The sequence below is a fragment of the Arthrobacter sp. D1-29 genome (assembly GCF_054130585.1).
The window spans coordinates 4,569,320-4,594,431 of sequence record NZ_CP096383.1 but is presented as its reverse complement, the minus strand read 5'-3'; the positions used below and the strand labels follow the sequence as shown (position 1 = coordinate 4,594,431).

General features: G+C 63.8%; 33 protein-coding genes. 15 read left to right on the top strand and 18 right to left on the bottom strand.

What is annotated here, in order from left to right:
* The first annotated feature begins 2 nt into the window (after positions 1–2).
* Complete coding sequence (locus M1E17_RS20870; RefSeq protein WP_457963857.1) at positions 3–437, top strand: YkvA family protein; 435 nt, start codon at positions 3–5, stop codon at positions 435–437.
* A gap of 16 nt (positions 438–453) precedes the next feature.
* On the opposite strand, the gene M1E17_RS20865 is transcribed toward M1E17_RS20870, so the two are convergent.
* On the bottom strand, positions 454–1,383 hold the full coding sequence (locus M1E17_RS20865) for an aldo/keto reductase (RefSeq protein ID WP_457963856.1): 930 nt from the start codon (positions 1,381–1,383) through the stop codon (positions 454–456).
* Between the two features lie 103 nt (positions 1,384–1,486).
* Here M1E17_RS20865 and M1E17_RS20860 point away from each other — a divergent pair, with 103 nt between their 5' ends.
* Both M1E17_RS20860 and M1E17_RS20855 read left to right on the top strand, forming a co-directional pair.
* The gene (locus M1E17_RS20860; protein WP_457963854.1) at positions 1,487–1,717 is read left to right on the top strand and encodes a hypothetical protein; all 231 of its coding nucleotides are present in this window, start codon (positions 1,487–1,489) and stop codon (positions 1,715–1,717) included.
* A gap of 29 nt (positions 1,718–1,746) precedes the next feature.
* The gene (locus tag M1E17_RS20855) at positions 1,747–2,448 is read left to right on the top strand and encodes a putative glycolipid-binding domain-containing protein (RefSeq protein WP_457963853.1); all 702 of its coding nucleotides are present in this window, start codon (positions 1,747–1,749) and stop codon (positions 2,446–2,448) included.
* A 17-nt stretch (positions 2,449–2,465) separates the two neighbouring features.
* Here M1E17_RS20855 and M1E17_RS20850 read toward each other — a convergent pair whose 3' ends face one another.
* Positions 2,466–3,074, bottom strand: coding sequence for a TetR family transcriptional regulator (locus M1E17_RS20850; RefSeq protein ID WP_457963851.1), 609 nt, complete (start codon positions 3,072–3,074; stop codon positions 2,466–2,468).
* A gap of 82 nt (positions 3,075–3,156) precedes the next feature.
* Here M1E17_RS20850 and M1E17_RS20845 point away from each other — a divergent pair, with 82 nt between their 5' ends.
* The 3 genes from M1E17_RS20845 to M1E17_RS20835 all read left to right on the top strand — a co-directional run bounded on the left by M1E17_RS20845 (position 3,157) and on the right by M1E17_RS20835 (position 5,400).
* The gene (locus tag M1E17_RS20845; RefSeq protein ID WP_457963849.1) at positions 3,157–3,933 is read left to right on the top strand and encodes an SDR family NAD(P)-dependent oxidoreductase; all 777 of its coding nucleotides are present in this window, start codon (positions 3,157–3,159) and stop codon (positions 3,931–3,933) included.
* Positions 3,934–4,338: 405 nt separating this feature from the next.
* On the top strand, positions 4,339–4,731 hold the full coding sequence (locus M1E17_RS20840; RefSeq protein WP_457963847.1) for a hypothetical protein: 393 nt from the start codon (positions 4,339–4,341) through the stop codon (positions 4,729–4,731).
* Between the two features lie 492 nt (positions 4,732–5,223).
* Positions 5,224–5,400, top strand: coding sequence for a hypothetical protein (locus M1E17_RS20835; RefSeq protein ID WP_457963845.1), 177 nt, complete (start codon positions 5,224–5,226; stop codon positions 5,398–5,400).
* A 376-nt stretch (positions 5,401–5,776) separates the two neighbouring features.
* On the opposite strand, the gene M1E17_RS20830 is transcribed toward M1E17_RS20835, so the two are convergent.
* Positions 5,777–6,250, bottom strand: a complete 474-nt coding sequence (locus tag M1E17_RS20830; RefSeq protein ID WP_457963844.1) for a DUF1990 family protein — start codon at positions 6,248–6,250, stop codon at positions 5,777–5,779.
* Positions 6,251–6,348: 98 nt separating this feature from the next.
* Between M1E17_RS20830 and M1E17_RS20825 the strand changes: the two genes are divergently transcribed.
* Entirely contained in the window at positions 6,349–7,131 is a 783-nt protein-coding gene (locus M1E17_RS20825) for an alpha/beta fold hydrolase (RefSeq protein WP_457963842.1), read from the top strand.
* Between the two features lie 48 nt (positions 7,132–7,179).
* Here M1E17_RS20825 and M1E17_RS20820 read toward each other — a convergent pair whose 3' ends face one another.
* Positions 7,180–7,584 carry a VOC family protein gene (locus M1E17_RS20820; protein ID WP_457963841.1) on the bottom strand — a complete coding sequence of 135 codons (405 nt, stop codon included), beginning with the start codon at positions 7,582–7,584 and terminating at the stop codon, positions 7,180–7,182.
* 88 nt (positions 7,585–7,672) lie between these two features.
* Between M1E17_RS20820 and M1E17_RS20815 the strand changes: the two genes are divergently transcribed.
* Complete coding sequence (locus M1E17_RS20815) at positions 7,673–8,374, top strand: TetR/AcrR family transcriptional regulator (protein WP_457963839.1); 702 nt, start codon at positions 7,673–7,675, stop codon at positions 8,372–8,374.
* 142 nt (positions 8,375–8,516) lie between these two features.
* Positions 8,517–8,990, top strand: coding sequence for a carboxymuconolactone decarboxylase family protein (locus M1E17_RS20810; protein WP_457963838.1), 474 nt, complete (start codon positions 8,517–8,519; stop codon positions 8,988–8,990).
* A gap of 16 nt (positions 8,991–9,006) precedes the next feature.
* Here M1E17_RS20810 and M1E17_RS20805 read toward each other — a convergent pair whose 3' ends face one another.
* The 8 genes from M1E17_RS20805 to M1E17_RS20770 form a co-directional block, all read right to left on the bottom strand.
* Positions 9,007–9,321 (bottom strand): DMT family transporter, encoded by a 315-nt coding sequence (locus M1E17_RS20805; RefSeq protein WP_457963836.1) that lies wholly within the window; start codon positions 9,319–9,321, stop codon positions 9,007–9,009.
* Positions 9,321–9,695 carry a DMT family transporter gene (locus M1E17_RS20800; protein WP_457963834.1) on the bottom strand — a complete coding sequence of 125 codons (375 nt, stop codon included), beginning with the start codon at positions 9,693–9,695 and terminating at the stop codon, positions 9,321–9,323. Before M1E17_RS20800 ends, M1E17_RS20805 begins: the two co-directional genes overlap by 1 nt.
* On the bottom strand, positions 9,692–10,306 hold the full coding sequence (locus M1E17_RS20795; RefSeq protein WP_457963832.1) for a TetR/AcrR family transcriptional regulator: 615 nt from the start codon (positions 10,304–10,306) through the stop codon (positions 9,692–9,694). Before M1E17_RS20795 ends, M1E17_RS20800 begins: the two co-directional genes overlap by 4 nt.
* Positions 10,307–10,418: 112 nt before the next feature.
* Complete coding sequence (locus M1E17_RS20790; RefSeq protein ID WP_457963831.1) at positions 10,419–11,198, bottom strand: hypothetical protein; 780 nt, start codon at positions 11,196–11,198, stop codon at positions 10,419–10,421.
* Between the two features lie 57 nt (positions 11,199–11,255).
* On the bottom strand, positions 11,256–12,080 hold the full coding sequence (locus M1E17_RS20785) for an alpha/beta fold hydrolase (RefSeq protein WP_457963829.1): 825 nt from the start codon (positions 12,078–12,080) through the stop codon (positions 11,256–11,258).
* 90 nt (positions 12,081–12,170) lie between these two features.
* Complete coding sequence (locus tag M1E17_RS20780; RefSeq protein WP_457963827.1) at positions 12,171–13,091, bottom strand: hypothetical protein; 921 nt, start codon at positions 13,089–13,091, stop codon at positions 12,171–12,173.
* Positions 13,092–13,209: 118 nt separating this feature from the next.
* Positions 13,210–13,608 carry a GNAT family N-acetyltransferase gene (locus M1E17_RS20775; RefSeq protein ID WP_457963825.1) on the bottom strand — a complete coding sequence of 133 codons (399 nt, stop codon included), beginning with the start codon at positions 13,606–13,608 and terminating at the stop codon, positions 13,210–13,212.
* Between the two features lie 29 nt (positions 13,609–13,637).
* Entirely contained in the window at positions 13,638–15,365 is a 1,728-nt protein-coding gene (locus tag M1E17_RS20770) for an AfsR/SARP family transcriptional regulator (RefSeq protein WP_457963823.1), read from the bottom strand.
* A gap of 127 nt (positions 15,366–15,492) precedes the next feature.
* On the opposite strand from M1E17_RS20770, the gene M1E17_RS20765 reads away from it, so the two are divergent.
* The 4 genes from M1E17_RS20765 (at position 15,493) to M1E17_RS20750 (ending at position 18,255) form a co-directional block, all read left to right on the top strand.
* The gene (locus M1E17_RS20765) at positions 15,493–16,152 is read left to right on the top strand and encodes a sulfurtransferase TusA family protein (protein WP_457963821.1); all 660 of its coding nucleotides are present in this window, start codon (positions 15,493–15,495) and stop codon (positions 16,150–16,152) included.
* A gap of 1 nt (position 16,153) precedes the next feature.
* A complete protein-coding gene (locus M1E17_RS20760) occupies positions 16,154–16,519 on the top strand; it encodes a DsrE family protein (RefSeq protein ID WP_457963819.1) in 366 nt (121 codons plus the stop codon).
* A 507-nt stretch (positions 16,520–17,026) separates the two neighbouring features.
* On the top strand, positions 17,027–17,473 hold the full coding sequence (locus M1E17_RS20755; protein ID WP_457963817.1) for a hypothetical protein: 447 nt from the start codon (positions 17,027–17,029) through the stop codon (positions 17,471–17,473).
* Positions 17,473–18,255 carry a hypothetical protein gene (locus M1E17_RS20750; RefSeq protein WP_457963816.1) on the top strand — a complete coding sequence of 261 codons (783 nt, stop codon included), beginning with the start codon at positions 17,473–17,475 and terminating at the stop codon, positions 18,253–18,255. The genes M1E17_RS20755 and M1E17_RS20750 overlap by 1 nt, the downstream gene beginning before the upstream one ends.
* Before the next feature lie 36 nt (positions 18,256–18,291).
* On the opposite strand, the gene M1E17_RS20745 is transcribed toward M1E17_RS20750, so the two are convergent.
* Positions 18,292–18,558: a hypothetical protein gene (locus M1E17_RS20745; RefSeq protein ID WP_457963814.1), complete on the bottom strand. Its 267-nt coding sequence runs from the start codon at positions 18,556–18,558 to the stop codon at positions 18,292–18,294.
* An 83-nt stretch (positions 18,559–18,641) separates the two neighbouring features.
* Positions 18,642–19,571, bottom strand: a complete 930-nt coding sequence (locus tag M1E17_RS20740) for an NAD(P)/FAD-dependent oxidoreductase (RefSeq protein ID WP_457963812.1) — start codon at positions 19,569–19,571, stop codon at positions 18,642–18,644.
* A 95-nt stretch (positions 19,572–19,666) separates the two neighbouring features.
* Between M1E17_RS20740 and M1E17_RS20735 the strand changes: the two genes are divergently transcribed.
* Positions 19,667–20,236 carry a helix-turn-helix domain-containing protein gene (locus M1E17_RS20735; protein WP_457967863.1) on the top strand — a complete coding sequence of 190 codons (570 nt, stop codon included), beginning with the start codon at positions 19,667–19,669 and terminating at the stop codon, positions 20,234–20,236.
* Positions 20,237–20,243: 7 nt separating this feature from the next.
* On the opposite strand, the gene M1E17_RS20730 is transcribed toward M1E17_RS20735, so the two are convergent.
* Complete coding sequence (locus tag M1E17_RS20730; RefSeq protein WP_457963810.1) at positions 20,244–20,828, bottom strand: hypothetical protein; 585 nt, start codon at positions 20,826–20,828, stop codon at positions 20,244–20,246.
* Positions 20,829–20,978: 150 nt separating this feature from the next.
* Between M1E17_RS20730 and M1E17_RS20725 the strand changes: the two genes are divergently transcribed.
* A complete protein-coding gene (locus M1E17_RS20725) occupies positions 20,979–21,431 on the top strand; it encodes a hypothetical protein (RefSeq protein WP_457963809.1) in 453 nt (150 codons plus the stop codon).
* Here M1E17_RS20725 and M1E17_RS20720 read toward each other — a convergent pair.
* The 3 genes from M1E17_RS20720 to M1E17_RS20710 all read right to left on the bottom strand — a co-directional run bounded on the left by M1E17_RS20720 (position 21,428) and on the right by M1E17_RS20710 (position 25,093).
* Complete coding sequence (locus tag M1E17_RS20720) at positions 21,428–22,690, bottom strand: cation:proton antiporter (RefSeq protein WP_457963807.1); 1,263 nt, start codon at positions 22,688–22,690, stop codon at positions 21,428–21,430. The two genes, M1E17_RS20725 and M1E17_RS20720, sit on opposite strands and share 4 nt — an antisense overlap.
* Positions 22,691–22,836: 146 nt before the next feature.
* Positions 22,837–24,246, bottom strand: coding sequence for an aldehyde dehydrogenase family protein (locus M1E17_RS20715; protein ID WP_457963806.1), 1,410 nt, complete (start codon positions 24,244–24,246; stop codon positions 22,837–22,839).
* A gap of 43 nt (positions 24,247–24,289) precedes the next feature.
* Positions 24,290–25,093: a MoaF C-terminal domain-containing protein gene (locus tag M1E17_RS20710; RefSeq protein WP_457963804.1), complete on the bottom strand. Its 804-nt coding sequence runs from the start codon at positions 25,091–25,093 to the stop codon at positions 24,290–24,292.
* Positions 25,094–25,112 lie beyond the last annotated feature (19 nt).

The following is a 25,112-nucleotide window of genomic DNA, read 5'->3' as shown; positions in this document are numbered from 1 at the left end:
ACATGTTGTGGGAGAGCGTTGCCGGGGTGGTTGCCGGCATCCTGCTGGCATACGCCGTCCTGCTGTTTTTGTTGTGGCTTTACGCGCGCAGGCACCCGGAGACTGTCACCCCGAAGGATGCGCTGCGGATGCTCCCGGACCTGCTGCGCCTGATCCGCCGGCTCGCTGCTGACCGCACCCTGGCCCTGGGGATTCGGGTCCGGCTGGTGCTCCTCCTGGCGTATCTGCTGTCTCCCCTTGACCTGGTTCCGGACTTCATCCCGGTGATTGGCTATGCCGATGACGCCATTATTGTTGCCATGGTGCTGCGTTCAGTCCTCCGGCGTGCGGGACCGGAGGCGCTGAGCCGGCACTGGCCCGGAACCCCTGCCGGCCTGGAAATCATCGTTAAGGCAGCGGGGCGGCCACAGGCTCCAGGCACAGCCGGGGCAGCATAGCCGGCCCGCGTTTTGGCTAGTCGAGTTCGCCGGTCCCGGCCGCGGCGAGCGGCAGGATCCGGGCCCAGGCCTCGGCGGGGATATCCCATTCGGCCAGTTGGAGGGTCTGGTCAACACGCGCGGGTTCGGACATCCCAACAATCGTGGACGTGATGCGCCGGTCCCGGGTGGAGAACTGCAGCGCGGCGGCAGCCAGCGGCACCGAGTGCTCGGCGCAGATCGCCTCCATCTTCCGGACGCGGCTGATAGTAGCCTGGCTCGCGGGGCGGTAGCAGTAGTTGGGTTCGGCGTCGGGCCCCTTGACAAGCATCCCGCCGCCAAAGGGGGCGGCGTTGACAAAGGCGACGCCGCGTTCCATCGCGTCCTGGATCAGCGGTTCGGCAGTCCGGTCCACCAGCGTGTACCTGTTGTGGCTGATGACGACGTCGAACATGTCCGTGGCCAGGTACTTCAGCTCCAGGTCAATCGGGCCGCCAGCTACGCCGATGTTTCCGATCACGCCCTGGTCCCTGAGTTCGGTCAGTGCTTCCAGGGGGCCGCCGGCCGCGGTACCTTCTTCGAACGTGATTTTCTCGGGGTCGTGCAGGTACACCAGCTGGAGGCGGTCCAGGCCCAGGCGTTCCAGGCTTTCCTCCACGGAGCGGCGGACGCGGTCGCCCGAGAAGTCGCGGGTTCCCACGACGGGATCCACTTTGGTGGCGATGACAACCCCTTCGGGCAGCCCACCGGCTTCGGCAATGGCCTGGCCGATCCTGCGTTCGCTGTTGCCGCCGTTCCCGTACTCGTTGGACGTGTCGATGAAATTGAAGGGACCCTCAAAAACCCGGCGGATGGTGGCCACGGCGGTGTCGGTGCCGCGAGGGGCAGGGTGGCTGCCCAGCGAGCTTGTCCCAACGCAGACTGTGGAGACGGAGAGTCCGGTACGGCCGAGAATCCTGTATTCCATGCTTTCCTTCGGGCTAGAAGTATCGGGTTAAGAGATTTCCCTTCCGCTATTCTGCATGCTTGCCGGCGCTGATACCGTGGTTGCCACCCGTCAAGGAGGAGCCATGACAATCAATTCACCAGATTCATTGCCCGACGACGAAATGCCCGACGACGATCAGCAGCTAAAGCCAGCGGACGGCGGAACCCCTGCCGGTAAGGATGGGGACCAAAACGCCGACGGCGGGATCCCCGGCGGAGATAAGGGCGTGGGCCTGGGTGCCACGGGGGAGCCCAACACGTTTGAGCCCGAAGAGGACCCGGACGCTGCAGACCCGGACACTGCAGGCAGTTAGCCTGCGGTGAGCAGGCCGTGCAAGGCGCTATGCCCCCGCGGCCAGAGCCGGATGCGGGCAACGAGGTCTTCAGTGACTATGCCTGGCAGGGCGAGGATGACCCGGGCCGCTTGGATACAGCCGCCGTCCTTTTTGGACGGGACAGGCTCCGGGCACACGGGACGTCCCGCACCGACTGGTACGCGCTGAGCTGGGTCCTGGAAACCGGGGCTCAGTGGGTCACTCGGAGGCTGGCGGCCACGGTTCACGGCCACGGCTGGAGCCGCCAGCTCGAACTTGAACGCAGTGAGGGCGGCGTCTGGAGTTCACACGCGTCCGCTTCCGGAAGCGGTGCGTCGGGAGGTGATGGGCACGCAGTTGCAGCCATGCCGCCGCCGGGTATCGATAACCCCGACGAGCTCCGCGATTCACTGGATTGTGACCTCGGCCTGTGCCCCATGACCAACACCATGCCCATCCGGCGGCTGAATTTGCTGGGTCAGCGAGCGGTGGGTCCGGGATCTTCCGAAGGGGAGTCATTGCTGACCATGGCTTGGGTGGAAGTTCCCAGCCTCAGGGTGTTCCCCAGCAGGCAGAGATACAGCAGCTCACCCGCCTCAGCAGGCACGGTCCGCTTCAGCTCGGAGAGCCGGGACTTCACGGCAGAGCTGACTACCGACCAGCACGGCGTTGTCACCCTGTACCCGGGGCTTGCCAGGTTGGTGCCTTTGCCCCACGGGAAAGGCGCCTGATCTTTGTAGAGCCAACCTCAGTCCGCTTCCGGGACCCTAAGCACCCCCATAGCCGCGGCGAGGTAGGGCGCAGGATCGGCGTCTTCGCCGGCCGCCCACAGCAGCCACGCCTCAAACGTCGCACCCAGAAACGCTGCGCACAGGTAGCGGGCCGTATCCTCTCCAAGCCCCAGCGACACGAGATGGAGGCGTGCGCGCTCCCGCTGCGGCGCCAGGAATTCGTAGCTCCGGCTGGACAGATCGGGGTGCTCGGCGATGAGGCGCAGCCGCCCGCGGGTCACTGCAAGATCCGGGAGGGTGGTGACCCCAGCGACGGCGGCGGCCCGGAGCCCAGCCAGGACGCCGCCGTCGGAACTCTGCCTGGCCGGGGACACGTCCCACTCCTGGGTCACGGCCTCAATGACCGGTTCCATCCCGCCCCACACCAGGTCCGCCTTGGTGGAGAAGTACCGGTACAGGCTCTTGCGTCCGATGCCCGCTTCCCGGGCGACGTCCTCCATGGACGTGTTCTCGTACCCCTGGTGGCTGAACAGCCGCAGTGCCACCGCGGCTACCGCGTCCGGATCGATGGTGGCGGGCCGTCCGGTGGAGCGGGACCCGGCAGCCGTGGACTCTTCAGTTCGCATCCGTCCAGTATTCACTCTTCCATAATGACACAGAGTGTCATAAGCTGGAAGGCATCAACACCACTACGTTCGGGAGCACAGCATGAGCAACACGTCATGGCAGGAAGTGGCCACCGAGGGCCGCTTCACCGGCAAGACGGTCATCGTTACCGGCGCAGCTTCGGGCATCGGCCAGGCTACGGCCCTGCGCATCGCGAAGGAGGGCGGCCGGGTGATCGCGGCCGATATCAGCAAGGAGCGGCTGGATGACCTGGTTGCCGACAACAGCGGCCTGGATATCGTTCCCGTGGCCGGAGACATCAGCGCGGAAGAGACGGTGGCTGCCGTGGTTGCCGCGGCGGGCGGCAGGGTTGACGCCCTTGCCAACGTGGCGGGCATCATGGACAACTTCGCTCCCATCCACGAGATCCACGACGACATGTGGGACAACGTCTTCCGCATCAATGTCACCGCACTCATGCGCCTCACCCGTGCGGTGGTTCCGCTGATGCTGCAAGCCGGAGCGGGATCGGTGGTCAATGTCGCTTCCGAAGCGGGCCTGCGCGGGTCCGCCGCCGGTGCCGCGTACACGGCGTCCAAGCACGCCGTCGTCGGCCTGACCAAAAACTCGGCAGTGATTTATGGGCCGCAAGGCCTGAGGTTCAACGCTGTGGCACCGGGCCCCACCATGACCGGCATCGTGGCGAACTGGGGGTCGAAAACGGCCGCCGAGCGTCTGGGTCCGATCATGCAGGCCACCGTCCCCGCCGTCGCCACCGCCGCGCAGCTTGCTGCGTCCATCACCTTCCTGCTGAGCGATGACGGCACCAACATCAACGGCGCCATCCTGGCGTCCGACGGCGGCTGGTCGGCACTGTAGGCCGCTGGCCGGGAGCGGGCATCTGACGCTGCCCACTGGATCTCCGTAACCGTGGGTCCAGACGTCGGTGTCCTACTTGCCCGCATGGGCTTTCTACTGTGGCAGCCACAGCGAATGCTGGCCCGTTTCCAGCGGTGCTGATGTTGTAAACATCACTGACAAGCAGCTTGGACGCCTTAACGAAGTAGGGATCGCGCAGAATTGCAACATGACAGGCGAATCTTCAACTCACCGCAGCTCCGGACGTGTCAAGTGATGGCGCGCAAAGGAATGGCGACGGCGGCCCTGGCCGTGACCGGCATCTTGCTGGCCGGATGCGCCACCCCCGGTGTCGCGCGGCCGGGAGGCGCGACACCGGCAGACACTCGTTTGGAAGCCTCCGGCTCTACGACGACAGGACCTGACATGACCATGGATTCCCCTGCCCCCGGCGACGCAAGCAGCCTGGCGGCTTCGCTTTTTGCACCGCTGGACCTAAGCCTTCCGGCGAGTGCCGACGGCATTGCGGTGGACCAGACTCCGCTTGAGCCTTTTGCCGGTGCTTCCCTGACGAGTTTCACGGCCGATACTGAGGAGATGAAGTCCATCTGTGTGTCGGCGGGTTCGATGGTGGCCCCCAATGCGGAGATCGTTGGGCAGGACGCGAAGGTGCTGCGCGGCGTCGGGATTGAGCCAGGTTCCACCCTGTGTTCCAAAGAGACAGACTCCGGACGGGGGCCGGCATTCCGGGTAGTCATCCCGCCGAAAGACTCGGGAAAGATCCACGTGGCGATCTACCAGCTCCCTGCTGGGCGCTGACGACCCCGCCGGCATGCCTTGAGTGACTAGCGCGGAGCCGTGGGGGTCGCCGTGATCGACGGACTCGCCGTTCTCGCGGCGGCGGAGCACGGTGTGCAGCATGTCGTTGGTGACCACAGGAGGCCAGCCACCGTAGTGTCGCGGCGTGGGCCTTAATCCGGCGGCGCAGCTCCAGCGCGGCCTCGAACTTCGGCCTGACCCGTCCGCGGGTAGAGACTTCTCGGCAGAGAAGGACGACGGCGGTCCCCGCCGTCGTCAGAACATTCGGGGGTTCCCTGGCTGGTACCGCCTTCTGCGCCCAGTTCCAGGAAATAGACAGAGGGCATGGGCCGTCCTTGGAGGTGAACCCGGATCTGTCCCGGTAGACTTGGCGGCGGGGAAACAGCTTGGGGGAGCTATGAATTTAAGCAACACACTGCCGTTGCAGTCACTTAATGGGTGCACAGTGGAAGCGCGGCCGGAGCGTCTCGATCGTTTCAGGGGCCTGGGGCGATGAACGACTCCTCCACTCTCACCTTTACCCTCACGTATGCAGCCACCCTTGGAGTGGCGGCCGTGATGTTCCTGGGCCAGATGATCGCCTTTGGTGCCGTGCTGGCGCTGGCGGGAGCTGCGGGCCTCCTCGGCTATGGAGCACGCCTGATCATACGACGACGGCCACGTTCTTAACTCGCTTTACAGCACCTCAGGATGAGGAAGTATGCGGGTCACCAGGGGAGGGGGCAGGCGCTGGAAGCTCATGCTGGATCGTCTGAATTTGCTGGGCTTGATGGGTTTGTGGGCGGAAGAGTTCATCCGCAATTCCAAGCAGGTCACCGCTCCCTGCGCGCCTTGTGCCGTTGGCCCGGTTCCTGCGTGACGACCAGAACCAGACAGCCGCCAAGGCAGTTGGGGCGCCAAGCACCGCTGCGGCTGCGATCAGGATGTCCATCTGGCAACCCTAACGGGAAGATGCCGTTCCATTCCCTGCACCCAGTCGGTACTAAGGCCCGCCCATCAGACCACGATAAAGACCATGGCTTTAGCTCGCGGCGGCTGCGCTTAGTCAGCGGAGCGCGCGCAAGTACCGCCGTCGTACCATTCGCTGGGCTACCAGGAGGAGTGGGAAGAGCCCCCGCCACGGATGCCTAGACGCCGCCCGGGTGAGTGAGCGAATGGTGAGCCGGACTTCATCGCCGTGGCGGTGGACGATAAACGCTTCCTCCCCATGGACGGGGTGTCCCGGCAGTGTGCGGTAGGAGAAACCGCTCCGGTCTGCCTTCTGCACAACAGCCACGACTTGAACCGGCTCCACAACAGTCAGACCGAACAGGCCTGCTGTGACGATGACACGGTCGCCGGGCGACACCGGACCCGTGGAGTCCACAGCAAAACCACTAGCGGTTTTTACCTTCCACAGGAGAACTTCGCTGGCGACCCGCTGCCACACGGCTTCGCCATATCCGATCCCCGCCGTCACCTCTGATCGGCGATATGTGCCGTTGCCGGGAGGCCAGCGGTGAAGGTCCGGGCTGGTCATGTCATCCTCTTCTCAGCCGGCTCCGCCTCGGGGAGGAGAGGGCGTAGGCGTATGTAGCTACCCAGCCTAGGGCCGACGTCGGGGTGTAGCGTTCAGGGGTGCATTCCGTTGAGTATGGGTCCGGTACCCCCATCCTGATGATCCATGGGTTCTGCGTCGATCATCACCACATGTTGGCGCTCGATCCAGTCTTCGCCGCGCAGGGCCAGTGGAAGCGTGTGTACATCGATCTTCCGGGCATGGGCAAGTCCGCAGCGGGGCCGGAAATTGACAGCGCCGACAGTGTGGCGGAAGCGGTTGTGGAATTCGCCAGGAACACCTTTGGAAACGAAAAGTTCGCAGTGTTGGGAAACTCATTCGGTGGAATGATCGCGCGGCACATCGTTGCTGAATTTGGCGATCAGGTTCTGGGTCTGGCACTCATTTGCCCGGTTGCGGTGGCAGAGCAAGGTGCACGGAATGTGCCATCCAAGACTGTCCTGCAAAGGGATACAGGCCTTTTGGCGTCTTTGGACTTCGAGGATGCAACGGACTACGAGGCAATGGCCGTGGTCCAGTCGCCCGAGAACTGGGACCTGTTCCGTGAATCAGTGCTGCCGGGATTGCGGGCCTTTGACCAGGAGGCCATCGATCGGATTTCGGGCAACTATTCGTTCAGGACGGAGCCTGAGGATCGCTCGCCCACGTTTCAGGGGCCGACTGTCGTTATCACCGGAAGGCAAGACCACGTGGTCGGGTTCTACGATCAGATCGCCCTCGCCGACCACTACGTGCGATCCACGATTGCAGTTCTCGACGGAGCCGGCCACAACGCCCACCTTGACCAACCGGAGCTGACTGGCCGTCTCCTCGACGAATGGCTTGTTCGCTTGGAGCATTGAGCGCGCACGAAAGGAGGCAGCTTTCGAAAACAACGGCTGCGAATAGTCCTAGCGGGTGGCGACGAGCTCTATTTCGAAGCCGTCTGAATTCGCCAGGTAGGCAGCATAATGGTCCGGTCCGCCGGCGTGTGGGTACTTGTCCGGGAACAAGGGCGTCCAGCCGTGCTTAACACTGTCTCCAGCAAGGGCATCCACGCGGGTCCTGCCTCCCGCTTTGAATGCGAGGTGATTCAATCCAGGTGCCCTTCGTTGATGATGCCGGCCACTCAGATCCGGTGATTCCTCCAGCACTATGTAGGTGGAGCCTCTTAGCCAACTGATTCCACGGGGCCAGGTCTGGTACGTCTCGTATCCCAGGGCGGACAGGATCCAGCCCCACTCGGCCGAGGCTCTATGGATGTCAGGCACCCACAGCTCGATATGATGCAACGCGCCTTCTGAATCGTCATTCATCCTGCGAGTCTTTCATGCGCCCGTCACAACCTCGCTGGCGGGTGTAAGCTCCACAACTACAGGGCCGTGAGAGATAAAAGGACCTTCCATGAGTGCATCCAATGACGGAGTGGACAGCCGTCATCGATTCCGGCGGGCGATGGCAGGGTTTCGGGTAGCGCAGCGAAGCGCGGCGGATCCCGCCCATCCCCTGGTGGCCTCGCATGAGGCTGAATTGCGGCTTCGTGTTCTGAAGGCCGCCAGTGTCCTGGTTGACCGTTTGACGTACGACGCCGTCACCATGGACGCCGTTGCCCGGGCGTCGGGTGTGAGCAAGTCAACTCTGTATCGGTATTGGCCCTCCCGTCAGGTTCTGGTGCTGGAAGCCTTTACGTTCAAGACGAATTTGCTGACCAACGTTGATGACTCCGGCGACGTGGCACGGGACCTGCACGCCTACCTTGTCGCTTTGACCTACTGCCTGAAGGTGGGCGGGGCGGCGTCGATAGTTTCCAACCTCATGGCTGAGGCGATCCGCAGTGAAGAGTTCGCAGGGCAGTTCCGCCAGACGCTGCTGCGGGAGCGCCGGCTGGGGTTTCTTGCGGTCCTGCGCCGGGGCCAGCGCCGCGGGCAGATTCGCGACGACGTCGATCTGGTCACGGTGATCGACGCCCTGTATGGGGCGGTCCATCACCGGCTGATCGCTACGGGACAGGACATCGACGGGGCGTTCCTACGGCGGCTGACCGAATTCGCCATTGACGGCACGGCAACCGCCGATTATCTGGCCAGCCACCGGGCAGAGAAGTAGTTCCTTCGTTGCCGCCCATGCCAGCCGTGGGACGTTCAGTGCCATTTCGTCCCATTCCTTCGCCCTGGCCGTCGGGCTGGATGGATGGTGGAACCAGTGCAGGAACACGCGCTGACTGACCACCATCAAACCAGGAGGACCAATGACCATAACCACCACAACTAAGGCCCGCCGCACGAACGTCGGAAGCAGGCACCCGGAGCTTTACGGGGCACTGACGGCGGTGGGGACATTAGCGGATAAGACAGCGCTCGCGGAAGGACTGTCGCCGCTGCTCGTCGAACTGGTCAAGATCCGGGCGTCCCAGATCAACGGGTGCGCCTTCTGCCTGCGGATCCATACAAAGGACTCGCTGGCCAAGGGCGAGACGCCGGAGCGGCTGAGTGTGTTGCCTGCCTGGCGGGAAAGCCTGTACTTCGACGAGCAGGAGCGCTCGGCCCTTGCCCTCGCCGAGTACATCACCGCCATCCAGGATTCCCACAGGAACCGGGGACTGTACGAATCGGCGGTAGCCCATCTGACCCCCGGCCAGGTGTCCGCAGTGACGTGGCTGACGATGACGATCAACACCTACAACCGCATCGCCATCAGCGGGGCCTACCCCGTCGCGCCGTAGGGGAGCGGCAGTCCTGTCAGTGGCCCAGTTCCACCAGGAACACCCCGGCGATGATGAGGCCTATGCCGGCACCCATCGTTAGTGTCAGGGGGTCTTTGAAGATATAGCGGGCCAGGACGGCGGTCAGGGCCACCCCTGACGCTGCCCACACGCCGTAGGCCACTCCGATGGGGAGCCCAAACGATAGAGCGCCAGCCAAGAGGGTGAAAGCCGCAATATAGCCAATGGCCACCGGCGCATACCAGCGCTTCTTTCCGTCGGTGGCGACTTTGAGACTGATGGTTGCGCCCACTTCGGAAATGATCGCAATGGAGAGAAGGACCCAGCCCATCAGGCGTCCACTCGCTCTGCGGCGGCGGGCAGGGCTGAGTTCTTTCTGGCGGCCAAGGCTCGTTGGGACCCTATTTCCACGAGCAGGACCCCGCCGACGATCAGCACCAGACCCATGATCATCACACCGGTGAGTGCCTGACCGAAAAGGATTGCTGCCAGAATCGCGGTCAGCGCCACGCCTGAGGCGCCCCAGATGCCGTAGGCGACGCCCACAGCCATGCCGGCTTTGAGAACCTGGACAAGGAGTACGAAAGCACCCAGGTAACCGATGACCACCAGGGCGTACCACCCGGCGTCAACGACAGCAGCCTGCATGGACAGCGCCGCAGCAACTTCCAAGAGAATGGCGCCGGCGAGGGAAAGCCATTTCACGGCGTGTTCCTTTTCCGTAGGGAGGAAGTGGCTTGAGCGGCCAACTGGATGGATGAGGCGGCACGTTCATCGTCACGGTCGTTCAGCCATGCCGAGGTGATCCCGTCGATCAGCGCAATGAGCAGTGCAGCTACCTTTTCCGGCGGTGCCACCCACGTAATGTCGTCATCGGCAGACCACTTCTCCAGGTACGAACTGAGAGCTTTCAAGCAGGCTGCCTGCTCCCAGCCGGTGAGAGGCTGCAGTTCCGGGTCACGCCGTGACATCACAGCCAGCTCCGCAAGAGCGAGCTCATAATCGGGCCTTGCCTTGACTGCCTCAAGACGGGTCGTTAGTCCATGCTCTATCCGGAGCTGGACGTTCACACCCGTGCCGGTGGGCTCAAAGGCTGCTGCTATGGCTTGGTGCAGCTCTCTTTCGAGCAGTGCTGCGAAGAGATCGTTCTTAGAATCAAAGCAGTAGTGGAACGCCCCGTGGGGCAGTCCCGCCTGCTTGGTGATGGCGCGCGTGGTCGCTGACGCCACCCCTTCTGCGCACATCACATGGATCGTGGCGTCGAGGAGTTGTTGGCGCCGCTCCTGAATGCTCCGGTGCTCCCGTGTGGATGGCATTCAATGAAATTATCAGCAAGTTGGCCAAGCGTCCAAGTCGAGTGGCCAACTTCACAACCGGACGGAACGGAGCATTGCCGTATTGGGGCGCGAGCTACTCAGATGAGCGCGGTCAGGCAGTCCAGCCTCTGAAGTGGTGGAGGGTCGCTGATTTCGGGTAGGCGCCACTGGGCGGTCCAATCTCGAAGAGGTCGATCAACAGGAAGAGCGGATAGTCGGGGGCCTGCTGAATGTGCCGGATGGCGAGGCCCTCGCAGCCGATGATCGTTTGGCCGTTGCCCCAGATCGCCGTCCAGGTATGCGGCTTGGAAGCGTCGACGGGGATCTCGACGGTGGTCACGTCCGTGACCAGCTCCGGGTCGCCGTGGGCCTTAATCCCCGACCGCGCGGTGGTAGTAGGCCCGACGGCGGCAGCGTCAAGTTCGAAGATGCAAACCTCGCCGGCATGCCGGGCACCCAGATGCTCTGCGCCGACAAGCCAGGCGGCGAGCATGCACTCTTCGTCACGGGAGGCACTGACGGTGATGTCGACGCGGCCCGCCGAGGGCGCCCAGAGAAGCTGGGTGGCGGTCGGCGTACGAACGCTCAATCCGTCCTTCCGGTGACGATGCGTACCCACACTCGACCCAAGACCGCCGGAGAAGTTGCCCGTCTGGAGGTTGGAGACCCGCAATGGCGCGTCCTCGGGGCGCCAGTCGAGTTGGTCGGCGTCGATACGCAGCTGCATCCCCGCCGGCGTCGTCTCGTAGCGCGCGGCTGACCTGTCCGGGGTGGTCCAGTGCGGCAGGTAGTGATCCACCCATAAGTCGGTACGCAGTGGGCCGGAAAAGTCATCTTGAACGTCTGGAGCACGGTTCGGCGGCGCGGGCAGGACCGCGGGATTCAGGAGCATGGAGTCATTCTCCCTTGGATGTCCGTGAGTGTGTGATGGGTTGGTACGAGCCACCTGTCATCGTCCAGTCGGAAGGCCACCGTTTATTGCGTCCGCCAGTTCCTGTGGAGCGGTCACGTGCGCCAGGTGGTCTTGGCCCGCCAAGATGGTGACACTCCCGACGTCCAAGGTTTCCATAAACAGGTCAACGCTCGGCCCGTAGGGCGGGCGGTTCCTGCTCAACTCGCCTGCGATGAGCGTCGTTGGAGTACTCCATGACTGTGGGACGGTGAGAACGAAGTGGTTGATTGCATGCAGCTCGACGGCGGCGGGCTCTGTTAGCTGCATGAGCTTAGGCCATGCTGGGCCATCCCGGAGTGCCTGAACGTGTGCTTTGGTGTAGCCGGAAAGATCAACGTTGATGATTTCGACGGCGGTATCAAGATCGCCGGCGCTAATGGCCGCCGCCACGAGCGGCAGCGCCTCGAGGCCAAAGGGATGTGCGACCGGCTCGTACAGGACCAGCGAGCGAACGTTGGCACCCTGTCGAACAGCCTGAACCGCTATGAGGCCGCCGTAGCTGTGCCCAACAAGGTCAACCGGACCTTCAAGAGTCGATAGCCAGCGCAGGAGGTCCTGCACCTCCCGCTCGACTCCATACCCTTCACCCAGGGGAGCACTCGGGACGCGTCCCCGGCGATTGAGCAAGAAGACTGGACGCCCAGGCGCTACGTTTCTGGAGACCTGCTTCCAGGTAAGCGCATCCGCGATGACCCCGTGCACGATGACGATGGGGACTCCTTGTCCAGGGCGGGCAAGTGCAGTGAGCGTTCCGTCCTCAGATTCGACCGTCACCGTGCTGAACTGCCCGGTCGTCTCCGGATCAGCCATTCTTTCCCTCATGTTGGTCATCCCTCCCCGCTCGCTGACTGATAGCTCTGCCAGCCCCTCAGCTCAACACGAGGAGCTCACCGCCTGGCCAGGCTGTTGTAGTTAGAGGATGCTGGCGAGTTCGTCCGGGACGATCAGATGGACGTTTTCGCCGTCGTGGCCTGTAATGGGCTGCACGGTAGTGCCATCCCACCAGTAGAGAAGGGGGCTGAGCGCGGATGGGTGTTGGGCCTGCATGGCCCCAGTGACGCTGATCATCGCGGAGATGTCGGTGATGCTTGTGGCCTCGGTGACCAAATGGAGGCAAAGGATATTCGTAGCCGGGATGCTGAGCAGCGCCCCGAGTGGTCCGGGCTGGTAGCCGAGAAGTTCAAAGAACCGGTCCGGGTAAGCCAGCCAGGATGCCTGGTAGACCGATTCGGTTTCGAAGACCAGAAAGGATCCGTCTTCGTAGTTCATTGCCTCAGGCTCACCCGGACCCTCGGCGATCAGGTTCTTCAGCGCGGCGTCCCAGACGATGTCTTCTCCGCCGGCGGTTTCAATCTCGGGTGCGCCCACGTAGGTGACGGATTCCGGGGAATCCAGCGCGACCAAGAGGGGGATCATGGCGACGTCCCGGGCGTAGCCGTACCGTGACGGGTCAATCTGCTGGGAATGTGCCAGTGTTCCTGGGGAGATGAATTTGGGATAGACGCGGCTCAACATTTCATCCACCGCTAGCTCCGAAGACTGTGAAGTGCCCCCGATGATGCTGCCGAAGTGCTGCTCGACCATGCCGGGCCAGTCCGATTCGGGCAGCTGCGCTGCCTTCCGCCCGACGGCGAACAGTCCGTACCCGTTCCCGCTGCCTTCTGACACAGCGAGGTGGTCTCCTGCCGCCACTGCGGAGACGCCGAGACGGCTGACCGCGGCGACGGACATGGCACGAAGTTTGTCCGCTTGTTTAATGCTCAGTTCCGGCAGGTGCGGATCGGCGGTATTGGATTTGCGGGAAAACAGTCCCATGGATGCGTCTCGTTTCACGTGGTGTGTGGGGTCGAGCCTAGGCAAAACCACCCTAGGGCATTCCTTCATGGGAGCGTCGGTGGAACACGCACACCCGACGCAAGTCGTTTACCCGCCACCATCGACCTGCCAGAAACTACCGGAGCTGAATGAGACCGGCACTCGTGGGACGGAAACCGCAGACGTCCAGGTAGAAGCCCTTCAGGTGATCGTCGAAGTCAACGTGCAGCCATTCGCATCCAGCTGCCTTGGCTTCCTCCGTTGCCAGGGCAATGAGCCGTTTCCCGACGCCCTGCCGGCGGGCACGATCAGCAACCAACGTGTCTTCGATGAACGCGTGTGCCTGACCGTCCCAGATCACGTTGACGAAGCCGACGAGGCCCTCGTCGTCGCGAGCTGTGACCCAGCCCAGGCTGTGGCGTGAGAGCAGGCCAGTCCAATCATTTTCAACGTACGCATGATCGAACCCCTGCGCGTGCAGCTGATTGATCTCTTCGTTCCCTACCGCACCGCGCCATTCAAAGGTGATCGTCATGCTGAACAGCATTGCAGCCGTGCGAGCACCTACCCGGAAGGGGTGCTCCTGGTGTGGGTCGCCGCGGCTTCGAGGCAGCGGTAGGCATCGGACTGGCTGCCGGCGCGCGTGTACTCCTGGGCTGCCTCGCGGAACATTGCACGAGACTGATCGTCCGCGCCTTCGGCCTTACGGAGGACGCCACGGGCTTCCCACACAGCGCCGCTCCACAGGCCTCCTTGCCACATGCCTGCAATTCCTTCGGCTCTGCTGATGAAGGAGCGTGCTCGATCAAGTTCGCCGGCTCGCGCGCAGGCCGCCGCAGCACTGGTCAGGTAGCCCATCAAGCAGGGCTCGCAGGAACGCATCCCGCTCAGCTCCCGCTCGGCGGCCCGCACGACGGCGAGGGCCTTCTTCGAATCGGCAGCTGCCTGGATCATGGTGCCGAAGACACGCACCAACAGGTGGGTGGCAAGTTCGGAACGGACGGCGAATGAGCGCGCCCGGCTGAGCAGCCGGTTTGCGTCGAACTTGCGGCCGCCAATGAGTGCGACCTCCGCGAGCCTCTGCCGCGAAAGGGCCGATCCGGAAAGACAGCCTTCGTGGTCATTTGCCTGCGCCGCCTGTGCGAGGTTCTTTTGGGCGTCGATGAGATGCCCGGCAAGTAGCTGGGCCTCGCCAAGCATGAGTTGGCCGAGGGCGGTGCCGGTCCGGGACCCAGCCTCCTGGGCCATCCCCATCATCTGTCGTGCGAAGTCGGCAGCGATGACGTAGCCTTCAGGCCCTGTGAGGTGGTACTCGGCAAGGCAGAGGTGGGCGTCGTAGACGATGGGCTCCATGTTGGCCCTCATGCGCATAGACTCCACGAGCTCTTCGGCGAACCGCTCGCGCCAGCGGCCTTGCGCCATGGCGACCTTGGCGAGGATGACAGCGGCTTCTCCAAGCTCTCGGCCCAGTCTGGAGTCGAGGGCGATGGAGCGTGCCTCCTCCGCTGCACGCTCCGCCTCCTTGAGGTCGTTGCGGTTCAGATGCACCAAGGCCCAGGCGAGCAGGGCGTGGGCACGTTCGGCCTGGGTGGGTTGGAGCGCACCTTCGACGGTCAGAACGTTTTCGTAGAGGGCGATAGTGGCCGGGTCCGGCCCGACGCCCAGGTGGTCTTGGAGTGCCTCGCGCAGCCGCTCGAACCGCCGGATAGCCTCTCTGCGTTCGCCAGCGGCCAGATGGGCCCGCATGAGCGCGCGGGCTGCCTGCTCGTCGGTAGGGTCTTCGTCGGAGAGCCGCTGCCACAGCTCCCCTACGCGCAGAAGATCCAGATACAGCTGGCGAAGACGCTGGCGTGGCTCGGCCAGCCAGGACTCGTAGCGGTCGTCGGGAAGGAGTTCGCCGTGGTGAAGATTCGCTGCAGCTCGGCAGGCCGAAGTATTACTCGCAGCCAGCGCTTGGCGCGCCGCACCCTCGAATCGCTCGACGTCGGTGTGGACCTGGGCAGCGGGCCAGAGCACGAGCACCCCCTGGTGGCTCACGACGGTCTGCTCATCTGCTGTGGCGCGCCGGGCGAAATACAGGGCTTTTCGGAGGCTTGTGCCAGAGGCCTGAGGATCGCTCTCGGGCCAGAGCGCCTCCATAACCTGCGATCTGTGCAGGCGAAGGTCAGGGGAGAGAGCGAGCAGCTTGAGAACGTCTGCTGCCCGACGGCTTCCCCAAGCGTCACCCGGCATCAGATTGCCATCGACTGCGACGGCAAACCGCCCGAGGAGTTGGAATTCCACTTCCTTCATTACAGCGATGGTAACCGACAGCCCCGGCTCCGGACGTCGTTCCCAGCGGAACGTTCGCGGAACGGTGTCCTTCGTAGCGTGAGTGGAAAGAAGCGGAATCGAGAATGAACCGAGTTGAGGAGGGGCCATGCTCTCCAAAGGTACGCACAACAGCCTGCGGGGCGTCCCCGCTGCGGCTGGACCGCGTGACGTCGCGGCCGCTTTTCTGAACGCCCTGGCCGCCCGGGAGTTCACGCGAGCCCAGTCACTGCTGGCCCAGGACATCCAGTTCAGGATGCTGGTCCCGGGCAGGCTCATGACAGACCAGGGTGCGGACGCCACCATCCGCCGGTTCGCTGGCTGGTTCGCGGGGGCAGACCAGTTCCAGGTGGAGGCCTCCAGCGTCCAGGAGATCGAAGGCCGTGCGGTGGTGACGTACCGCTTCCGGCTCCACGACGCGAGGGGATGGCGGCTCCTCGAGCAGCACATGATGCTCGACGTCGGCACCGACGGTCGCGTGGAAGCGATTGATCTGCTGTGCTCGGGCTTCCGCCTGAGCACAGCAGTCGAGCCGGGTCAGGTGCACTCGTACGACGCGGGAGACCTCGGGTGCGCCGACGGTCTCGCCCGAGACTTCCGCGAACAGATCCAACACATCCCGATCGGCGACGTGCTTGTGGTGAGCACGCGCGATCCGGCTGCCAAAGAGGATCTGCCTTCCATGGCCCGTCTGATGGGCCACGTTGTTCATTCAATCAAAGCACCGGGAGACGGACGTCTGCTGGTTAGTGTGGAAAGGGGACGATGAGATGAGCGAGAAGCTGATCTTCAACTGCACCTATGGAAAGGAAGAACCGGAGCGCGCCACGCTCCCGTTTGTCGCCGCGAACGTCGCCGCGGCAGCGGGTCAGGATGCGATCGTGCTGTGCACGATCGAAGCCGTGTGGCTGGGGACCAAGGGTGGAACCGACGGAGTGGCCCAGCCGGGGCTGCCGGAGCTCGGCAACTTGTACACCGAGTTCATCGAGAACGGCGGCCAGGTCTGGCTGTGCGGCGCTTGCGCCAAGCCCCGAGGCATCAACGAGGAGCAACTCGAGAAGGGCTCCACCATCGTGGGAGCCGCCAAGGTCGTCGAAGAGGTCGTGGCCGGAGCCAAGACGGTCGCGTTCGCCTGATCCGAAGCCGCCCCGTTGATCCGCAAGGCATCCGTACGAGCCGGAACCAAGGAAGGATGCCGACATTTGGGTTCTCCAGGATGTTGTGGAAGCCGAAAACGAGCTTGTTGCCTGGACGATCCGGGATAGCGATGGTGTGGTCATCAAAATGTCCGTTGCCCAATCCCTTTGTGGGCTTCCGCACCTCAATCGCTCAATCCCCAGGGCTTCGGCGCGAGGTTCCGGCGACCCATGTGTGAGCGTATAGACCCGCTCCGCGGGACGGGTGTACTTTGAGCTGTGGAAGGCTTCAGGCACTCTTCGGACGCCGACGGTGAGTTTTATGAGCTCCGCAGGCGGGCATACGGTCCGGATCCGGACATAGGTGTCGACCCTCCGGCCCTGGCGAGGTTGCGCAAACTTGAGGCGGCGGACCGCACTGGCGACGATTCTCTGCCGGTTGCCCCCGTGAGCGAGAGTGCGGCAGATTCGGAAGCCCCCACCGACACTGCCCCGATAGAACACTCCGTGCCAAAGCGGAGTCGCCTGTATTGGCTCGGTGGCGCACTGGTCCTCGCGGGAGTGATCGTTGTGGCGACCCTGCTGTTATCCCCGCCGCGTCCTGACGCCACTCTTCATTCGACCGGTGCCGCCGCCGGTAACGGTCTCCCCGTACTGCTGGTTGAGGGGATGGAGGCCTCAACCCTCCGCGGACACGGGTCGTATCTCGGTCTCGAGATCTATTCCGGGGTGAACGCGTTCGACTCGCCGTGTCTGGTGGCATTGCACCGGGCGAGCCGTACGCTCTCAGAATATCGCTGTACCCCGGCGCCAGCAGATCTCATAATGGACGTTTCCTCACACGGCGATGGGTTTGAAGGATTCGAAGGACGCGCCGGGGACGGGATCATCCGATTCGTACTTCGTTACGACACGGTGGACGCTTACGTCTATCTCGTTCCGGAGGAGGGCTGATGGGCCCATCCGCACCCCGGCCCGATGCTGAGCGCGAGCTGGACGAGCTCCGCAGGAGGGCATACGGTCCGCATCCGGATATCCAGTCCGACCCGGCAGCACTGGCAAGACTGGCGGAACTGGAGGCGGCGCGCACCGCGAGTCCGCACGCCGTCACCGGCACCGATGTCAGACGACCCGTTGTAGCACCGGATTCCGGGTCAGTTGCTCACTCCACCCGGACTACGTTTATTGACGAATGGCCGGACCCGGAAACCAGCATCGCGCCCGTGACGGAGTCCAGGATTGGATGGACGTCGTTGACCTGGCGTCGTCTCACGGCGACCCGAGCCCGACGTTACTCATTTACGGCCGGCGCGCTGGCAGTCTTTCTTGCCGGTGTGGTCGCCGTGGCATGGATTGCAACACCGCATCCCGATGCCACATTGCATCCAATCGCAGACGAGGCAGACGGCGTCGTGCTCTCGGTGCTGGGATTCCTGGGTGCGGATGAAGGCCAATCCAGCTTCCGCGGCTATCAACCGTATCGGGGGGTTGAACCCTGGTTCTCAGTGGACGGACAGGGCTTCCAGTGCTTCATGATCATCGACCGTTCCGGTCCCCGTGTAGACGGCGCCAACTGTGTGCCGCCTGGGGTCGATCTTTTTGCAGACATCAACGGGGACTTCCTGTCGGTGGACGACGGCATGGAACGCCTTCCGAATGGGAGCATCTTCCGGTTCCATTACCGCGGCGACACGGTAGAGGTCTTCCTCTACCCCGCGTCGTCGAAGGCAGAATGAGGCCGCCACTTATCGCTGCGATTCACACGCCAGGTCTTAAGGCTTAGCGACGGCGGCGCGCTTCAGCAGGCTGGCGCGTAGCCGATGCAGGTACGGCATCAGGCCATAGATGACAATCGGGACGGCGACTGTTGCCAGGACAAATGTGCGCAGTATGGGGTGCAGGGTCCCCAGCCAGTCTCCTAATACGAGGTTGATCAGGGTCAGGGAGGGGAACACCGCCAGCCAGATCATCAGGGCCAGCTGATGCTTGTTGGGCGGAAGGATCTTCGCCGTGGGGGTCATCGTAGGTTGGTTGGACATGTGTGCTCCTTGAGTATTTTCAAAAGTGTTGGTGGCCGGAACGCCGTGTCAAAGCAAGAGTTTGTGCCGTCAGAAGCCCAGGTTCAGAAGCCCAGGTTGAAGGCGCTGACGGCGTCCCGGATGTCCTGATCCACCAGATCGGCGTTGATGGCCATCGCCGCAGTGGATCCTTCGCCGGCCGCAGTGATGACCTGGGCCCGGGGGTTGGCGACGTTGCCCGCGATCCATACTCCGGGAACGGTGGTCTGGCCAGCGCCATCCCGTACTGCCCATCCGGCGTCGTCCAGCTCGCAGCCCATTCGGGCCAGGAGATCGTTGTTGGGGACAAAGCGCGGCGGGACGAACAGCGCATCCCGGTGGACGATGCGGCCGTCGTCGGTTTCGACACCGTGCAGGCGGTCATCCTCCACCAGAACCCTGGTCACGTCCCCTTCAACAATCCCGATCGAACGGGCCACCAGCTCCGAACGCTGGCGTACGGTCAGGAAGCCGGCAGGTACGAACAGCACCACGTCGTCAGCCCACTGCCGGACAATCTGCGCGTAGCGGACCGAGTCGGGTCCGCCGCCGAGCACACCCAGCTGCCGGTCCCGGACTTCGTACCCATGGCAGTACGGGCAGTGCAACACATCGCGGGCCCACCGGTCAGCAAGGCCGGGGATATCAGGAAGCTCATCCCGCAACCCGGTGGCCACCAGGATGCGCCTCGCCGAAATCCTCCGGCCGCCCGCCATCAGCACCCAGAATCCTGAACTGCCGGCGGTCACAAGTTCCGTGACCTCACCCTCGAGCAGCTCGCCGCCGTAGCTCTTCACCTCAGCCCGGCCCACAGCCAGAAGCTCCGCGGGTGGCATGCCATCACGGGAGAGGAAACCGTGCATGTGCGGGGCGGGCCCGTTCCGCGGCCCCCCGGAGTCAGCCACCAGAATCTTGCGGCGGGCCCGCGCCAGCACCAATGCGGCGGACAGTCCTGCAGCCCCGCCGCCCACTATCACTACGTCATAATCGCTCATGTCCTCAAGGCTGTCGCCAAGTCCCTGAATCGACAACAAACGTTGCCGTTTCCGGGAAATTGCCCTTGGATAGGTTCGTGAATGACACAAGCATGATGATTCAGTCCGCGCTTGATCAGGTTGGGGTTCGGCTGCGACGGCTGCGCACGCAGCGGAATGTGACCCTGACCAGCCTCGCCGAAGCAACTGGAATCTCAAAAAGCACGTTGTCGCGCCTGGAGAGCGGACAGCGGCGCCCCAGCCTGGAACTTCTCCTCCCACTGGCGCAGGCCTACCGGGTGCCGCTGGAGGAACTGGTGGGCGCACCGGAAGTGGGCGATCCGCGGATACGGCTCAAGCCCCGCAGCGCCAACGGGCGCACCGTGATCCCGCTGACCAGGCAACCGGGCGGGATGCAGGCGTGGAAAATCGTCATCCCCACCACAAAGGCCCACCCTGACCCGAAGACCCATGAAGGATACGAATGGCTTTATGTTCTCTCGGGCCGCCTGCGGCTGATTCTGGGAGATCACGACCTGATCCTGGGGCCCGGCGAGGTAGCCGAATTCGACACTCATGTTCCGCACTGGTTTGGCAGCGACGGCGAGCAGCCGGCAGAAATTTTGAGTCTGTTCGGCGGACAAGGCGAACGCATACATGTCCGTGCCAAGGCGAGTAAGGACTGAGCGCCGGCTATTCGAAGGCCGGGATACCGAGCTGATTGCAGACCTGCGCCGGGCCCGGGATGACGGCCACAGCGTTGTCCACGATGCAGGCGGTCAGTTCCGGCACGAAGTGGCCAGGGCCGACGTCGTACGGAACAGCGGTGGGAGGTTCCCCTTCGACGTCCCGGACATCCCTGGGATTGGCAGGGGCGGTGGGCTGCTGAAAATCGGATGGAATGAGGTCGTCCGTAATGTTCCCAGGGTTCATGAGTCCCTGGTCCCAGGTATCCCTGCAGAGCGTGAGGGGAGTGGCGGTGCTGGATCCGGCATCCACTTCTCCCGCCAGGATGTAGGGCGGCAGAGTGACGTGGGGAGCGTAGGGGGCGGGGTACGTGGTGGTCAGATCCGCGTGGTAATAGCAGCGCACGTCCCGTTTGTCCCCGTCGGGGGCGGACGCCAGGAAGACCACCGCGGCCGTGACCCCTGCAAACGCCAGCCCGGCCAACGTCAGGGATGCGGGCCTTCGCCACTTCGGCTCCGGGCGCGATGATGCCCCGTCCCCCTGAAGCCGTTTATCCCAGAGCACCGTATCCAAATCCCCCAATTTCCCCATACCTCATAGTCTTCCCTACGGGTCAACCGCCGCCTCCCCATAAGGGCAACGCCAAAGCCGGCCGGGTTTTCCGGAGACGCCGACGACGGCGGGACCACCCGCCGTCGTCCCCTCACCTGCGGGGGAAGAACAGTCTGTCAGGGATCCGAGATGGAAATGTCCAGCTTCGCGCTGGGAATTCGCCGTTCGGAAGCCGTGGTCCGGCAATGGACTAGGGAGGTGGGCTACCGTCAGTCCATGTACCTGATCCGTTGGCGGGAAGGCGCCTGGGCGTTGCTGGTCCTGCTCGCGGCCGTGCTGATGGCCTGCGGGTTGGCCGACGCCTTTACCTTCATCGTTCAGCCACCCACTTATCCGGTGGGGCACCGGCTGGTCCTGATGGGCGCAACTGCCTTTGCCGTTGCCGCTGGCTGGGCTTGGCTGCGGGGCAGTCCGCGGTGGGTGGCTGTCCTCACCAGCCTGCCCGCGGTGGTGGTGGGCGGACTCGCCCTGCAGTTTGAGGACGGCGGCTGGGGCGTCCTGGCCGGCATCTTCTTGATCCCGGCCGCCGTGATCGCGATGCTGCTGGACTTGCTGAGCGCTGGGAACCGAAGACCAGCCTAATGTGGTGCCTCACCAGGGACGTTGGCCCGGTCCTGTTTCCTGCGGGATTTCTTGGTGCGGCCCTGGCGTTCCGACGGCGTGCGTTGAAGCTGACGAAGTGCGAGCAGCGGAAACAGGAGTACCGAGAGCATCCCTGCCCCAACAAGTGCGGAGGAGATCCCGCTGGAGATCAGCCCCTCGTTCCGGCCAATGGCTGTCACCGCCACGATAATCGGCAACCCCGTTGCCCCGAACAGCATGATGGCCCGTTTGCTGGCGGGGCTGGACTTTGGAGGAGCGGCGAGCAATGACGGCAGGCCGCGGATGATGAGCAGGAGGATCAGGAACACCGGGACCAGCGCCAGGGCGGCGGGGCTGGCGGTGAGCGCGCGCAGGTCGAAGTCGATGCCGGTGTCAATGAAGAAGATCGGCACCAGGAACCCGAAGGCGATCGCATCGATTTTCATCTCGATGACATGCCGGTCGTGTTCGGGGGCACGCGCGATCGCAACTTTCCAGAGGACTCCGGCGGCGAAGGCACCCAGCAGCATGTCCAGTCCCAGCACCATGCTCAGCACCACCAGGGCCGTGAGGATGAACATGATGGACCGGACGGCGAACTGGCCGCTGGTGTGGAGGGTCCTGGTTACCTGGGAGTGGAGCAGTGTGTGCCGGGCGCGCGAGGCGAGATAAATGGCCAGAGCGGTCACGAGAACAAACCCCAGAAGTACCGCTGTTGCCGGCCCCAATTCCCTGCCACTAAAGAACAGAGAGATCGCAATCAGGGGACCAAACTCCCCGGCGGCACCTAATGCGGTGACCGCGATACCCATCGGGGATTTTGATTCACCCGCGTCGCGAAGGATGGGCAGCAGCGCGCCCAGGGCTGTGGAGCACAGGGCGACGCCGATGATCACCGCAGCCTCCGGACCCGGGGCCAGGATGAACCCGGCGCCAATACCCGCCGCGAGGGAGATGACCCAGCCGGCAGACGCACGGGTGGCGGGGCGGCCCCGGATTACGGCGAAATCAATCTCGTTGCCGGCAACGAAGAAAAGCATGGCCAGCCCGAACTGGGCCAAGGTGTCTACGAACTCGGTGGGCTGGATCCACCCCAACAGGCTGGGGCCGAGCAGGATTCCCAGGACAATCTCGAACACCACAATCGGAACCTTGACCACACGATCAAGGGAACGGCTGGCCAGGGGCGCTGCGATGGCCAGCATAGCGATCAGAATCAATGACGTGGACAGGCCAGGCATCAGCGGTACCTCCGGCACTTCGGCTGCTTCGACGAAGAGATTCCAAAGCTACCGCCCCCATGGTGATGGCGCCATACTGTCAGCCGTTCGGCAGGAAGGATGCCGGACGCCAAGCGCCGGCGGTCGGGCAGCTTGTGCCCAACCGCCGGCGTCGCAGAAAGTCCTTAGCCGTTGATGACCTGGGGGATGCCGAGGGCTTTGAGGCCTTCGACGCCGAACTCGAGGCCGTAGCCGGACTGTTTGGCGCCGCCGAAGGGGATGCGGGGGTCCACGTTGCCGTGTTTGTTGATCCACACGGTGCCGGCCTGGATGCGGCCTGCGACTTCGCGGGCGGCCGTCAGGTTGGGGGACCAGACGGACGCGCCCAGTCCAACGTCGAGCCCGTTGGCCATTTCCACTGCTTCGTCGATGGTGCTGTAGCGGATGATGGGCAGGGCGGGGCCGAACTGTTCCTCGGTGACCAGCGGGTTGTCGTTGTCGATGTCCGCCACGAGGGTGGTGGGGTAGAAGCAGCCGGGCTGGCTGGTATCCGGGTTTCCGCCCAGCAGGACGCGGGCGCCGGAGTCCTTGGCTGCCTGCACGAGGTTGGCGACGACGTCGTACTGTGCCTTGTTCTGCAGGGGGCCCAGGACGTTGTTCTCATCCAGGCCGTTGCCCATGGGCATGGCCCTGGCCACGGTGATGAGTTCCTCGCAGACGGCGTCGTAGATGTCCTGGTGGACGTAGAGGCGCTTCAGCGCGGCGCAGGTTTGGCCCGTGTTGATGAACGCGCCCCAGAACACGTCCTCCGCGATGGCTTTCGGGTCGGCGTCGGGCAGGACGATGCCGGCGTCGTTCCCGCCGAGCTCCAGGGTGAGCCGCTTGACGGTGTCCGCGGAGGATTTGATGATGGCGCGGCCGGCGGCGGTGGAGCCGGTGAACATGATCTTGCCGATGGCCGGGTGGTCGGTCAGGCGTGCGCCAACCTCGCGGCCGCAGGAAACGACCGACAGGATGCCCTCGGGAAGCTCTTCGTTCATGACTTTCACCAGCGCCAGGACGGAGAGCGGGGTGTTGCCGGAGGGTTTGACGACGACGGCGTTGCCCATTCGCAGGGCGGGGGCGATCTGCCACACCGCGATCATCATGGGCCAGTTCCACGGGCCGATAGCGGCAACGACGCCGATGGGCTTGTAGTGCAGCTCCGCCCGGGTCTCGCCGTCGTCCACTACCATTTCAGGTTCCAGGCGAATGGTGGCAGCGGCGCGCAACCATGCCGCGCAGGCGCCCACCTCGAAGCGGGCGTTCGGGCCGTTCAGCGGTTTGCCCTGCTCGCGGGAGAGAATATGGGCGAGTTCCTCGGCGGAGCGTTCGACGGCGTCGGCCGCCTTGAGGAGCGCAGCGGACCGGGCGTCGTGGCCCAATGCTGCCCACGCCGGCTGGGCAGCCTGCGCGCCGGTGACCGTCCGCTCAAGGTATTCAAGGTCATGAACGGGCGCCTCGCCGACGATCCCACCGGTGGCAGGGTCAAGGATGGTGCGGGTCCTGCCCGAGACTGCGGTGACCTCGTCCAGCAATGATTCGTACGTTTTCATTTCGCTACTCCTCTTCGAGTAATGGTGGGTACTGTCCTGACCGCTAGTGCTTCTGGAAGTCCTGCGGGTATTCAGTGGTGTTCAGGACGCTGAGGCGGGAGTTGAAGGGCAGGACGACGGGTTCGGCTGCAGGATCGTCCCAGCCGAACATCCGGCCGATGGAGCGCTGCCCGCGCAGGTCCACCAGCAGCACGGCTTCGATACACATGACCTTTTCGGTCCAGAAGAAGATGAAAAGGTCCTCTGCCACTTCCCAGGTCATGCAACGGTCGGTATCGGCCAGCCCTGCCTCGCCGCCGCGGATGCAGTTCCACGTGAAGGTTCCCGGGTTGAGGTAGATGTGTTCGTACGTTTCGACGTCGCTGTAGCGGTAGTAGATCCGCTTGCCGACCAGGGCCGTGGAGCGCTGGTGGCGCACTGGGGAACCCTCAGTGTTGGCCTGGCTGAAATCGGTGGTGCTCCGCGTCCTGCCGTCCACGGTGACAAACCGGGAGACACCGGTTGTTGTGGCCCCCGTGTTGCGGTCCGCGATGATGGTGACGTTTTCTGCGGCGGAACCTTCGCCTCGGATGAAGTCGATGATGAAGATGCCGGGCCGGGCTTCGATCGCCTTGTAGCCCGCCGTTCCGGTGGTCGTGTCCCCATTGCGGCTAACTGTCCATGCCAGCGAAGACTCATCGTCAAAAACGTACTCGGCGTGGGAGCCGTCCTCGCCCGGGAGGCTCAATGTGGTGCCGGCCAGGGCGGGGGAGGCGGGCAGGGTCTGATCGCCGAAGCCTTCCAGCATGGCCGAGACGGGGGGCCACTGGTCTTCGGGGATGTAGTCCTGGATGTCAGCTGAAGTCATGTTCTTGTTCCTTGTTCTT

Excerpts from the sequence above, each read along its gene's own strand:
- M1E17_RS20750 (WP_457963816.1), top strand. The coding sequence starts at position 17,473 with ATGGGCCCATCCGCACCCCGGCCCGATGCTGAGCGCGAGCTGGACGAG.
- M1E17_RS20845 (WP_457963849.1), top strand. The coding sequence starts at position 3,157 with ATGAGCAACACGTCATGGCAGGAAGTGGCCACCGAGGGCCGCTTCACC.
- M1E17_RS20850 (WP_457963851.1), bottom strand. The coding sequence starts at position 3,074 with ATGCGAACTGAAGAGTCCACGGCTGCCGGGTCCCGCTCCACCGGACGG.
- M1E17_RS20745 (WP_457963814.1), bottom strand. The coding sequence starts at position 18,558 with ATGTCCAACCAACCTACGATGACCCCCACGGCGAAGATCCTTCCGCCC.
- M1E17_RS20820 (WP_457963841.1), bottom strand. The coding sequence starts at position 7,584 with ATGAATGACGATTCAGAAGGCGCGTTGCATCATATCGAGCTGTGGGTG.
- M1E17_RS20740 (WP_457963812.1), bottom strand. The coding sequence starts at position 19,571 with ATGAGCGATTATGACGTAGTGATAGTGGGCGGCGGGGCTGCAGGACTG.
- M1E17_RS20715 (WP_457963806.1), bottom strand. The coding sequence starts at position 24,246 with ATGAAAACGTACGAATCATTGCTGGACGAGGTCACCGCAGTCTCGGGC.
- M1E17_RS20775 (WP_457963825.1), bottom strand. The coding sequence starts at position 13,608 with ATGACGATCACCTTTGAATGGCGCGGTGCGGTAGGGAACGAAGAGATC.
- M1E17_RS20785 (WP_457963829.1), bottom strand. The coding sequence starts at position 12,080 with ATGAGGGAAAGAATGGCTGATCCGGAGACGACCGGGCAGTTCAGCACG.
- M1E17_RS20870 (WP_457963857.1), top strand. The coding sequence starts at position 3 with ATGTTGTGGGAGAGCGTTGCCGGGGTGGTTGCCGGCATCCTGCTGGCA.
- M1E17_RS20810 (WP_457963838.1), top strand. The coding sequence starts at position 8,517 with ATGACCATAACCACCACAACTAAGGCCCGCCGCACGAACGTCGGAAGC.
- M1E17_RS20725 (WP_457963809.1), top strand. The coding sequence starts at position 20,979 with ATGGAAATGTCCAGCTTCGCGCTGGGAATTCGCCGTTCGGAAGCCGTG.
- M1E17_RS20760 (WP_457963819.1), top strand. The coding sequence starts at position 16,154 with ATGAGCGAGAAGCTGATCTTCAACTGCACCTATGGAAAGGAAGAACCG.
- M1E17_RS20865 (WP_457963856.1), bottom strand. The coding sequence starts at position 1,383 with ATGGAATACAGGATTCTCGGCCGTACCGGACTCTCCGTCTCCACAGTC.
- M1E17_RS20830 (WP_457963844.1), bottom strand. The coding sequence starts at position 6,250 with ATGACCAGCCCGGACCTTCACCGCTGGCCTCCCGGCAACGGCACATAT.
- M1E17_RS20790 (WP_457963831.1), bottom strand. The coding sequence starts at position 11,198 with ATGCTCCTGAATCCCGCGGTCCTGCCCGCGCCGCCGAACCGTGCTCCA.
- M1E17_RS20835 (WP_457963845.1), top strand. The coding sequence starts at position 5,224 with ATGAACGACTCCTCCACTCTCACCTTTACCCTCACGTATGCAGCCACC.
- M1E17_RS20805 (WP_457963836.1), bottom strand. The coding sequence starts at position 9,321 with ATGGGCTGGGTCCTTCTCTCCATTGCGATCATTTCCGAAGTGGGCGCA.
- M1E17_RS20710 (WP_457963804.1), bottom strand. The coding sequence starts at position 25,093 with ATGACTTCAGCTGACATCCAGGACTACATCCCCGAAGACCAGTGGCCC.
- M1E17_RS20730 (WP_457963810.1), bottom strand. The coding sequence starts at position 20,828 with ATGGGGAAATTGGGGGATTTGGATACGGTGCTCTGGGATAAACGGCTT.
- M1E17_RS20735 (WP_457967863.1), top strand. The coding sequence starts at position 19,667 with ATGATTCAGTCCGCGCTTGATCAGGTTGGGGTTCGGCTGCGACGGCTG.
- M1E17_RS20860 (WP_457963854.1), top strand. The coding sequence starts at position 1,487 with ATGACAATCAATTCACCAGATTCATTGCCCGACGACGAAATGCCCGAC.
- M1E17_RS20855 (WP_457963853.1), top strand. The coding sequence starts at position 1,747 with ATGCCCCCGCGGCCAGAGCCGGATGCGGGCAACGAGGTCTTCAGTGAC.
- M1E17_RS20795 (WP_457963832.1), bottom strand. The coding sequence starts at position 10,306 with ATGCCATCCACACGGGAGCACCGGAGCATTCAGGAGCGGCGCCAACAA.
- M1E17_RS20815 (WP_457963839.1), top strand. The coding sequence starts at position 7,673 with ATGAGTGCATCCAATGACGGAGTGGACAGCCGTCATCGATTCCGGCGG.
- M1E17_RS20840 (WP_457963847.1), top strand. The coding sequence starts at position 4,339 with ATGACCATGGATTCCCCTGCCCCCGGCGACGCAAGCAGCCTGGCGGCT.
- M1E17_RS20765 (WP_457963821.1), top strand. The coding sequence starts at position 15,493 with ATGCTCTCCAAAGGTACGCACAACAGCCTGCGGGGCGTCCCCGCTGCG.
- M1E17_RS20770 (WP_457963823.1), bottom strand. The coding sequence starts at position 15,365 with ATGAAGGAAGTGGAATTCCAACTCCTCGGGCGGTTTGCCGTCGCAGTC.